The following is an 11,879-nucleotide window of genomic DNA, read 5'->3' on the forward strand; positions in this document are numbered from 1 at the left end:
GCTATCACTTTTTAGTGAACCTACTAATAATTCTCATCAAATCCCCAAATTCCATGAACAGGAAAAGTTTACTTTTCCGAGCAGCAAGTCTTTTGCTGTTCGTATTTTCATTGTCTTTCCTAAACGGAAAAGTACAAGCGCAGGTTACTTCATCAACGATCAGTGGATTCATTACTGACACAAAAGGTGAAACATTACCGGGTGCTACAATTAAAGCACTTCACGAACCAACGGGAACAGTTTACTCGACAATTTCTTCTGAAAAAGGTCAGTATACTTTACCAAACTTACGCGTTGGTGGACCTTACAAAATTACTGTAAGTTTCATCGGACTGATCACCAAAGAGCTTAGCGACGTAACGACTACTTTGGGAACTCCTGTTACAGTTAATGTTGCATTGGAAGATGGTACCCAAAACCTGAGTGAAGTCATCGTTTCTGGTGGTAAAGGAAATCTTATCAGTACTTCGCGTAATGGTACTTCCACTTTCATCTCATCGCGTTTGATGCAGAGTGTACCAACAATCAGCAGAAGTGTTAATGACTTTGCTCGTCTGACACCACAGGCGAATACGGCTGGAAGCGGTGTTTCATTCGGTGGACAAAATAACCGTTACAACCAGTTTACAATTGATGGTGCGAATGCAACGGATGGTTTCGGTCTTGGTGCAACCGGTACTAACGGTGGCCAGGCAAATGTTAACCCGATCTCTATCGAGACAATTCAGGAAATGCAGATTGTGTTGTCTCCTTATGACGTAACACAAGGTGGATTCACTGGTGGTGGTATTAATGCAGTTACGAAAAGCGGTGCAAACCAGTTTCACGGATCAGTTTACGGACAGTTCCAGAATGAAGGTTTTATCGGAAAAAGCCCTGGATATAATGAATCAGTTACAAGAAACAAGTATCCTGATTTCAGTAACAAAACTTTTGGTGCAAGTATCAGTGGCCCGATCATCAAGAATAAATTGTTTTTTTATGCCAATGCAGAAAGATTTGTAAAATCGACACCACTTGCTTTTGATCCAACAGTTGCTGGTTCAGGTTCAAATGCAAATGCAGATACTTTGGCAGCACTTAGAAGTTTCATTACAGAAACTTACGGTTACGATCCGGGTGGATACGGTGCAATCAACAACGAAAATAAATCGACTTCTTTGTTTGCCCGTCTGGACTGGAACATCAACGAAAAAAATACATTGACTTTGCGTCACAATTATGTTGACGGTAGCAATGACATCAGAAGCAGAAGTATTAATTCTGTTGTTTTTGAAAATGGCGGCTACAAGTTTTTAACGAAATCGAACTCAACGGTTTTAGAGTTGAACAGTAGTTTTTCCGCGAATGCATCCAATGTACTTCGTTTCACTTACAATACTGTTCGTGACAGCAGAGCAAGTAATGCCTTCCCGGGTTTGACAATCAATAACTATGACGTTGATAAGAAAGTAACGATTCAGTATAACATCGGATCAGATTTCTCTTCTCAGGTTAATGGTTTGAACCAGGATATTTTCACAGTGACGGATAACTTTACTTTGTATAAAGGAAAGCATACGCTCACTTTTGGAACAAACAATGAATTTTTCAGTAGTGAAAACTTGTTCCTTCAAGGCTTTTACGGAAGTTATGCATACGGAGCGGCAAACAATACGAACTCGAATAATATTGCCAATTTCAGAGCAAACAGAGGTTTAACTTCTTATCAGGTTGGATTCTCTAACAGCACAGATCCGAACGATAAAGCTCCTGCTGATTTGAGTGCAGCGCAATTCAGTGTGTATGGACAAGATGTCTGGTCTGTAAAGTCAAACTTTAAACTTACTTATGGTTTGAGAATTGATTTGCCGGTTTTCTTCAAGAAACCTGCTGAAAATGCAGCATTTAACGAAGACCAGACTTTTGCAGCATTCGACGTGAAAACGCAGCAAATGCCAAAAGCAACTCCTTTGTTCTCTCCTCGCGTAGGATTTAACTGGGACGTAAAAGGTGATGCACAGACACAGCTTCGCGGAGGTGCAGGTTTGTTCACAGGTCGTATTCCATTCGTATGGATTTCCAACCAGATGTCAAATACAGGTATTGCAGCTACTAATTATACGGCACCACAAGCTTCGTTAGGTACAATTTCTTTCAATTATGATCCGAATGATGCCCACTTAGGTGCTTTCATTCCAAGTTCTACAACAAGACCGGCTAACGTAATCAATGTTATTGATAAGAATTTCAAATTCCCTCAGGTTTTCCGTGCAAACTTAGCGGTCGATCAGAAACTGGGTGTTTGGGGATTGATTGGTAGCTTGGAAGGAGTTTTCACGAAAACCGTTAACAACGCTAATTACCAAAATATCAACATCAGTGAAAACGGTGAAGGAACAGTAACATTAGGACCAACAACCCGTCCGTTGTGGACAAAAAGAACAAGTTCTGGTTTTTCTGATGTTTTGCTTCTTACGAATACAAACAAAGGATATAGCTACAACCTGACAGCTCAGGTTCAGAAGCCACTTAGCAAAGGATGGTCTGGATTTGTGGCTTATACTTATGGCCGCTCGAAATCACTTACAGATTTGACAAGTTCGGTTGCACTTTCTAACTGGCGTTTCGCTTACACAACAAATGGTTTGAACCGTCTGGATGTTGCGAACTCGAATTTTGACATGGGTTCCCGTATCGTTGGAACAATCAGCAAAGAATTCAGATATTCAAAAAACCTGGCTACGAATTTCACATTGATCTACACAGGTCAGTCTGGTCAGAGAATGTCTTATTTGTATAGCAGAACCATTACCGGTGACGACATCGCAGGATCTGCGTCAGGAGCTGGAAACACATTGGTATATCTTCCTGCGACAGCAGCAGAAGCAAATTTTGTTGATATCAGAAGCGGGGCTACCGCTTCACAGCAGTGGGCAGATTTCCAGGCTTTTGCAAATGCAAACAAATACATTGGCGATAATTTGGGTAAAAATTCGAAACGTAACGAAGACAGACTTCCATTCGAACATCACTTTGATTTGAGAATTTCTCAGGATTTCATTCTAAACAAAAACAAATTGCAGATTTTCTTCGATGTGCTTAACATCGGAAATATGCTTAACAAGGACTGGGGTAGAAATTACACCGCCAGCAACCAGAGTGTAAACTTGTTTACTGTTGTTAACTCAGGCGCTCAGACACAGGATGGCAAAGCTTATACAGCGACAACAGCCGCTCCGGGTATGCAGTTTAACATTAACAACATGAATGATATCAATGGAACAAGAAGACCTTACTTCGTAAGCGATTTCACTTCCCGTTGGCAGTCACAACTTGGCGTGCGTTATTCATTCTAAGTTTCCAGATTTATTAGAAAATCACAAGAAAAGCCCGTTTCGAAAGACGCGGGCTTTTCTTGTGAAAAGGTATCGTTATTTTTTTAAATCAATTTCCAATCAAAATTAACACTGATTAAATAAATTTGGCCGTTTATATAATTATTAAAATTTAATTCTTAATTATTTAAATAAATTGATATGTTATATACGTAAGTATACAATTTAAGTAGGGAATTGTACATTGTTTTGTAATTAAAAAAACCATTATTTTGCGAAAACATTCATTCAAAAAAACTGAATGATGCATCTAACTCCATTACAAAAATCCCCGAAAATTTATGAATTTGAAAAGTCTACTTTTCAGAGCAGCGTGTTGTACGCTGTTCGCGATTTTATTGTCCTTAGTGAGCGGGCAGGTACAAGCTCAGGTAACGTCTTCTGCGATTAGCGGACAGATCACAGACAGCAAAGGGGAAATGCTTCCCGGCGCAACGGTTGTAGCCATTCACGTTCCATCAGGATCTCGATATGGTTCTATTACAAATGAAAAAGGTTTTTACACAATTCCATCTGTGCGAGTTGGTGGTCCTTACACTGTTGCGGTTTCTTTCATTGGTTTCAGCGATCAGACAAAAGAAAATATCTATGCAAACCTTGGAACAGTAGCCAACGCTGACTTCGTTTTGAACGACGGGGGGACGCAGCTGGAAGAAGTGGTGGTTTCAGGTTCTGGCAGCGACATTTTCAGCTCAGACAGGACTGGTGCCGCGACAACCTTTAACAAAGGGTTGATTACCAGCTTGCCAACGCTTGGCCGTACTTTGAATGACATCACAAAGTATAACGCTTACAGTAATGGTAGGTCTTTTGGAGGTCAGGACAGTCGTTACAACAACTTCACGATCGACGGATCTGTTTTTAATAATGGTTTTGGTTTGGGAAGCGAAGCTGCGGCAGGTGGCCGTACAGGCTCATCAGCAATTTCATTGGATGCGATTGAAGAGGTTCAGATCAATATTGCACCTTTCGATGTGCGCCAGTCAGGTTTCGCAGGTGCCGGTATCAATGCTGTTACGCGTTCTGGTACTAATGAATTGTCTGGTTCGGTATTTCACTTTTTCAAAAATAAAAGTCTGGCCGGCGATAAAGCAGACGGAAATAATCTTACGATTAACGAATTCAATGAAAGAACAACTGGATTCCGTCTTGGCGGTCCGCTGGTGAAAAATAAACTTTTCTTCTTCGTTAACGGAGAATTTGTAAAGCGTTCAAGCCCTGCGCTTGATTATCAATTAAACCGTGGACAGTCTGGCGGGAATAACGTTTCTCGTACGACAGCCGCAGATCTCGAAGATCTTGGATCTTTTATGCAGGAAAAATTTGGATACGATATAGGAGCTCTGGACGGTTTCAATAACGAAAACAAAAGCAATAAATTTCTTGGACGTATTGACTGGAACATCAATGATAGCCATAAGCTGACGGTTCGTTATTCTCATCACGACTCCGATTCGGACGTATTGATCAGCCAAAGCAATAGTAGTAATACCGCAGGATTTGGTAACCGTACGAACTCACTTCTGGCAATTTCTCCACAGAATACAGGTTATATTATTCAGGATAACACACGTTCCGCAGTTGTTGAATTAAACTCTAATTTTGGTGGTAAGTTTTCTAACGTTTTGATTGGAACATATAACAAGCAGATCGAAGACAGAAAATACAAGGCAGCTATCTTCCCGACAATTGAAATTCAGAAAGATGGATCAACATACACTTCGATTGGCTCAGATCCTTTTACGCCGAACAACCGTCTTGATTACGCAACATTAAATATTACGGATAACCTTACTTATTACGCCGGAAGACATACTTTGACGTTGGGCGCTTCATACGAACATTTCAAATCGAACAACTTGTTCTTCCCAACTTCAAACGGGGTTTATGTTTATAAATCGATCGAAGATTTTAAAACCGCAGCGCAGGCTTTTATTGATAATCCAAATGCTGCAACTTCACCAGTTGAAGCTGTTCGTTTCAACTATCGTTATTCATTACTTCCAGGTGGTGCCGCGCCTTGGCAAGTATTTAAAACACAAACAGCAAGTCTTTATGTTCAGGATGAATACCAGGCTACGAAAAATCTGAAAATTACTGCGGGCGTTCGTGCTGACTATATTACAATCCCCAACACTTCTAAGCAATATTATAACGCAGACGTTGCCGCTCTAACTTTTAAAGATAACAACGGTGCAGATTATAAGGTAAATACAGGAAATGTACCAAAGGGCCGTGTTTATTTCTCGCCAAGAATCGGATTTAACTGGGACGTAACTGGCGACAAAATGACGCAGGTTCGTGGTGGAACAGGACTTTTCTTGTCAAGAATTCCTTACGTTTTGATTTCAAATCAGTTGGGTAACAACGGTGTGAATTCTGCGACGATAGTTGGAAATAATACAACGGCTTTCCCATTCACAACAGACCCAACCCGTTTTATTCCTGCGACGACAGCATCCCTTTCCGGTTATCAGGTAAATGCTTCTGATGAAGATTTGAAATTCCCTCAGGTTTGGAAGAGTAATATCGGAATTGACCGTCAGATTGGCTGGGGTATTGTAGCGACTGTTGAAGGTATCCTGAACAAAAATTATAATGCACTTCGCTATATTGATGTAAACCTTAAAGACGCAACAGCAGATTTTACTGGCCCTGACACGCGTGATCGTTTTCCTGCTTCGGGTGTAACCGGAACAGCTGCAATTAATTCTGCGCGTTTAATTAATACGAAAGTTTCCAATGTCTATGTTTTAACCAACACAGATAAGGGATATTCTTATTCGTTGACTGGTAAACTTGAAAAACCTGCAATCAATGGTCTTGGTGGAATGTTAGGTTATACCTACGGAAAGGCGAGAGATATTGCTTCTGTTTCGAGTACAGTTGAAGGTAACGTTCCTGGTATCAATGGCTTAAATCATTTGGGTATGTCATATTCAGGAAATGATTTGCGTCATCGGTTTGTAGGTTATGTTACTTATCGTAAAGAATACGGCGGAACATTTGGCGGAGCGACAATGATTACGCTTGGCGGAGTTTCGGCGAGCGGCTCTAAATTGTCTTATATCAGTTCAACAGATTTTAACGGTGACGGTCAAAATAATGACCTTTTACGCGTTCCGAATAGTGCAGCCGAGTTGACTTTTGCTACGTTGACAACCACTGTGAATGGAAAAACTTATACTTTCTCTCCTGAGGAACAAACAGCTGCTTTCCAGAATTATATTGACAACAACCCTTATCTGTCAAAAAGAAAAGGTCAGTATACTGAACGTAACGGCGGAGCTTATCCTTGGTTAACTCGTTTCGATCTAACAATTGAGCAGGATTTCTATGTAAAAGTTGGCTCAAAAGGTAAAAAGAATATCATCCGTTTGCGAGCTGACGTTTTTAATATCGGTAACATGATCAATAACAAATGGGGTGTTTCAAACGTAGCAACGGCATCAAACGGTACTTTGGTTAGCCCATTGAACTTTGCCAGCGTATCAGCTGCTGGGCTTCCATCATACAGAATGGGGACACAAAATATCGACGGTGTACCTGTTTTGGTTAGAGATTCCTTCGTGAAGTCTCAAACAATCAATGACGTTTGGCAAGCGCAAATCGGTATCCGTTATATCTTTAACTAAACCAGATTTCAAGTTTAGAAAATAAAAAATCGCCGTGTCGGATTGTCGACACGGCGATTTTTTATTGGTTTCAAATTTATTTTTGAAACAAAGAATGCACAAATATGGGTTGATCAGTGCAGATAATGTCAGCGCCGCTTTCCCAGATCTTATTGTACATGGGCGCGGAAATTTCAGTATTTAAAGTATCAATATTTCCGTTAGTGCCCAGCGAAGTAACTATTTTCATAGAATGCACTTTCAAATAAAATTCCTCAGGTTGCAGTTCCCTGGGCGTCAGTGCAACAAGATTTTCTAACGGAAGCCCTGATTTCTCAACATTCGTAATATGCTCCCAGCTATTAAAACCAACGGCGAGCATCAGATTTGGTTCCAGTTCATGCACCTTTTTAGCTTCCTCCAGGGAATAACAGATCACCACTGATTTGTGTACCGCGTTGTTATCTTTCAACATTTTAATCGTTTTCACGATATCCGTTTCCGGCTTTTTGTCGACGATCAGAACCAGGTTTTTGTCTTTGCTCCAATCCAGCACTTCTTTGAAAGAGGGGATTTTATTTTTTGTCAAAAGTCCTTTTTCATCTTTTAAACGCAGGTTTTTAACATCTTTCCACTGCTGCTGATTTAATAATCCTGTTCCGTTTGTGCGTATGTTCAATTCATTGTCATGCGACAGAACAAGCTGGCTGTCGGCAGTCATTCTGATATCAAATTCCATCAATACACAAGGCACATTCTGGTATGTATTTTCAAAGGTCGCAATACAATTTCCCGGATATCCGTCTTCAATTCCGCCCTGATGTGCCATGATCATCGGAACAAACCGGTTGGACGGCTTCAGATGCGCTTTTAAACTTCCTGTCTTGCTAAAATTGCAGTTATAAGTAACTGACGAAAATTGGCGGGACGGAACACAGGATGTTATCAATATAAACAATAAAATAGGGTAAGGGTTTTTCAAACGTTGTGCTAACATTAGCTAAATTTTTTAATCAGGTTTTCGATCACTCTTTTACTTCTGCCATTTTATTCTGCGTCTCGACCGCCACCCGGTAACCTTCAATAATTAACCTTGAAATATCTTCTGAATTAAAATGCTGCATATCCAGAACAAGCGGCGAAGTTGGACGGATGACTGTCAGTTTCATAGGAACGCCCCTTAAAATGGAACGGTCAACATAAGATTCTGCCCAGATTATATTGCTGTTGGCATATTCGTTAACTGTTATGTCCCGAACCCGTTCCACAAGTGTTATCAGGTTTTGTGGGTTCATATCTTCCGGTTGGTACAAGTGCGGGGAGTGACAGGCAATGATCACAATTTCCGTTGCTCCGTCAGCAATCGCCTGTCGGATAGGCGCCACCTCGCGTAATCCGCCGTCCAGATACATCTTATTCCCAATTGCGATAGCTGGCATCAGCATCGGAATGGAGGAGCTTGCACGAACAAAATCAAGAAAATGCGGTTCTTGCGGCGTAACATATTTTATCTCGCCGCTCTGAACATTTACCGCTCCAACTTTAATTTTTACCGGCGTATGTTTCAAATATTTATCCTTCACATTTTTGCGTATCAGCAGATGTAAAGGTGCTGGATCAACCAATCCGTCGAACCTGCTCATTAACGTGTTCATACCTAACATAACGCGCGACCGAAGCGTAGAAATATCCTGAGGCTGCGTAATATTCTTGACCCAGAATTCCAGCAATTTTCTTCCTGCAAATGGCCAGGATATTTTTCCTTCTTCACTGTTTTGACGGCCGGTTTCATTGGCCAGAAAGGTAGCGTTGAGCGCTCCGACAGAAATTCCATAAACCATATCAGGTTCAAATCCATTTTCGAGTACTGACTGGATCGCTCCAACCTGAAACGCGCCTTTCATGGATCCGCCTCCAAGCACGAGTGCTTTCATAAATATTTGCTTTCGGCTGTCAGCTTTCGGCTTTCAGCTAGTGGTGATAAGATGCTTTTAAGTTTATTTACTTACAAATTCCTTACTTTTTAACCGGCCGTCTACATAACGGTTTTTCAACGAGGTTCTACTCAATCCTATAATCCGGTAATATCATAATTTTCAATTTTAAACATTTTCATTCTAAAATAGGTATAAAGAGAAGATTTTATTCCAAATTTGAAGATTAAAGTGCAGGAGTTGATAAATCGATTTTTTGTTGAACTAAACTGTTGCATATCGCCTTTTTATATCTGGAAGTAACGTAAGACTTCCTATAATTAATATGACCCTTTCAATAAAGGATATTCAAGCTCCTATTGCAGATGAAATGAAGGCTTTCGAGCACAAGTTTCGACAGTTTATGAAAAGTGATGTAATGCTGCTCGACCAGATTATGAATTACATCGTACGTCGTAAAGGAAAACAACTCAGGCCCATGTTTGTTTTTTTATCTGCCGGCGTTTGCGGTCCCATCACAGAATCCACTTACCGGGGAGCCTCTTTTATCGAACTTTTACATACTGCTACGCTTGTCCATGACGATGTTGTGGACGATTCTAACTACCGCCGCGGATTTTTCTCTGTTAACGCATTATGGAAAAATAAAATTGCCGTCCTCGTGGGTGATTATTTGCTGTCACGCGGACTTCTGCTTTCGGTTGAACATAATGAATTTGAGCTGCTGAAAATCGTTTCAACAGCTATGCGCGAGATTAGTGAAGGTGAATTATTACAAATCGAAAAAGCGCGCAGGCTGGATATCAACGAAGAGGTTTATTATGAAATTATCAGGCAGAAAACAGCTTCGTTAATCGCGTCCTGTTGCGCAGTCGGTGCTTGTTCGGTTGGATCCAACGCAGAGACGATCAAAAAAATGCACGCTTTTGGTGAGAAAGTTGGTATCGCTTTTCAAATCAAAGACGACCTTTTTGATTACGGCGAAGATGAAATTGGGAAACCTCTGGGCATTGATATTAAGGAAAAGAAAATGACACTTCCTTTGATCTACGCACTTAACAAAGCGTCGTGGCTCGAAAAACGCAAAATGATCAATATTATCCGCAACGAAAGTCATAAGCCAAACAAGGTGCTTGAAGTCATTGCTTTCGTAAAAGACTCGGGTGGTTTGAAATATGCGCAGCAAGTGATGGAGCGTTATGTGGAAGAGGCACGAACCCTGTTGCATGATTTTGCAGAGTCATCTCACCGGACAGCATTGGAACATCTGGTTCAGTATACCATTGAACGCAGTAAATAGTCTGTCTAACGCAGCAGACGAAACCCGCTAGGTTAATGATTTTCCGTCAAATATTTCCGGCACCGTCCGGCCAAAAAGCGCGCGCCATTCCGGTCGTGTATAAGAAAATTATATAAATTATTTTTCTTGACTAAGCTTTTAGTTATCTTTGATTCGTATATAAATCATAGCCGTCATGAAAATAATACTAATGATTATCCTTGGACTTCTGGTGAATGAAGTATTGGCACAGCCTAAAATTCTAACCAGGGAAGAAGCGACAAAAGAAAACTTCAAAGCGGACGATCTTCCGGTATCCTATTCGGAGGAATCTATCACCGGATCGATGCAGGATGTAATGAAATTGTTTGATGCAGCATTGGCAAAGGTTTTGCCTGAAAATCTCAATCCCGGAGTCGGTGTCGAAATGCAAGTTTTTGTTAATGCCAGTGGAAAAATTGATTATTTAATTTTTAACGTTGAGCACTCCCCAAAATACGATAATGACTCACTGAATCAAGTAATAAAAAAGGCATTTACAGCTTCTGCGGTGACTTGGGAAATGACAGTAAAGCCTTCAAAACCTGTTCGATTTATGGGATTCAGATATTTTGGAAAATTCATTGTAAAAAGAGAAGTAAGAAAAACAGACAGCTCTGTCGTAACGATTGAAGATGCTCTGGTATTCGTGGATACTCTTAAAATTAAACGAATTTTCTTCAATCAGTTGGATTTGAACTCGTTGCCAGAAGTGATTTACAGGTTTCCGAATCTTGAAGAGTTATACCTTAGCAATAATGGATTAGAAATGGTGCAGATTGACTTCACCAAATTACCACGATTAAAACAGCTCCATATACAAAACAATGTATTGACAAATGATGGACTTGTATTGTCTAAAAACAGTACGTTGGAAGTACTTAATATTAGGGAAAATAAATTTACAAATATTCCGGACGCCGCCCGAAACTGCAAAAAACTAGCAAGCTTATGGCTGGGTGGTAATTCATTATCGGCGTTATCAAACCGAAGTTTTAAAAAATTGAAACAAATTAGGGATCTTAATTTTTATAAATCTGAATTGGCAGTTTTGCCGAAAGGAATCAAAAAGATGAAAAATCTGGAAGTGCTGGATCTGTATTATAATCAATTTGAAAAGCTTCCAAATTCGTTGACCAAGCTGAAAAATATAACACATTTGGCGATCTCCCATAACCAGATTACAACATTACCACCCAAAATGAACCGCCTGAAAAAGGTGCATACTTTTTACGCACACCACAACAGGTTGAGCGCGCTTCCTGAAAGTATTTCGAAAATGAATAAAATTAATATTCTGGATCTGGGTTTTAACTGGTTTACAAATTTCCCTGCTGAGTTAGCTTCTTTGCAAGACTTGAAGGAACTGGATATTTCATCCAATAATTTTTCTGCATTTCCGGAAAAATTACTGGAAATTAAAAAGCTGGACAAGCTTTATTTACAAGGCAATCCGTTCGTTGGGAAGGACATGGACATTAAATACGAGCATCAGCTTGGGGTTTTAAAAAAGAACAATGTTGAGGTTTTTTATTGAAAAGTACTCCCGCCTGAAAGCTGAATAATTGATGGCTCTTTTTTTATAACTTCTGAAAAAGTAGTGCATCTACCTTTTCAGAAGTTAATTTTACAGAGG

6 protein-coding genes are annotated in these 11,879 nt (G+C 40.2%); 4 read left to right on the forward strand and 2 right to left on the reverse strand.

The annotated features are described in order from the left end of the window. The first annotated feature begins 53 nt into the window (after window positions 1-53). Both L0657_RS04080 and L0657_RS04085 read left to right on the forward strand, forming a co-directional pair. The gene (locus tag L0657_RS04080) at window positions 54-3,338 is read left to right on the forward strand and encodes a carboxypeptidase regulatory-like domain-containing protein (RefSeq protein WP_235149120.1); all 3,285 of its coding nucleotides are present in this window, start codon (window positions 54-56) and stop codon (window positions 3,336-3,338) included. 320 nt (window positions 3,339-3,658) lie between these two features. After that, window positions 3,659-7,012, forward strand: coding sequence for a carboxypeptidase regulatory-like domain-containing protein (locus L0657_RS04085; RefSeq protein WP_235149121.1), 3,354 nt, complete (start codon window positions 3,659-3,661; stop codon window positions 7,010-7,012). Window positions 7,013-7,088: 76 nt separating this feature from the next. On the opposite strand, the gene L0657_RS04090 is transcribed toward L0657_RS04085, so the two are convergent. Both L0657_RS04090 and L0657_RS04095 read right to left on the reverse strand, forming a co-directional pair. Further along, window positions 7,089-7,988, reverse strand: coding sequence for a glycerophosphodiester phosphodiesterase family protein (locus L0657_RS04090; RefSeq protein WP_235149122.1), 900 nt, complete (start codon window positions 7,986-7,988; stop codon window positions 7,089-7,091). 28 nt (window positions 7,989-8,016) lie between these two features. After that, entirely contained in the window at window positions 8,017-8,925 is a 909-nt protein-coding gene (locus L0657_RS04095) for a patatin-like phospholipase family protein (RefSeq protein WP_235149123.1), read from the reverse strand. A 325-nt stretch (window positions 8,926-9,250) separates the two neighbouring features. Between L0657_RS04095 and L0657_RS04100 the strand changes: the two genes are divergently transcribed. After that, window positions 9,251-10,225, forward strand: coding sequence for a polyprenyl synthetase family protein (locus L0657_RS04100; RefSeq protein WP_235149124.1), 975 nt, complete (start codon window positions 9,251-9,253; stop codon window positions 10,223-10,225). Window positions 10,226-10,400: 175 nt separating this feature from the next. Further along, window positions 10,401-11,780 carry a leucine-rich repeat domain-containing protein gene (locus tag L0657_RS04105; RefSeq protein ID WP_235149125.1) on the forward strand — a complete coding sequence of 460 codons (1,380 nt, stop codon included), beginning with the start codon at window positions 10,401-10,403 and terminating at the stop codon, window positions 11,778-11,780. Window positions 11,781-11,879 lie beyond the last annotated feature (99 nt).

Origin of the sequence: Dyadobacter sp. CY345, from assembly GCF_021502725.1 — a bacterium.
Lineage (GTDB): Bacteria > Bacteroidota > Bacteroidia > Cytophagales > Spirosomataceae > Dyadobacter.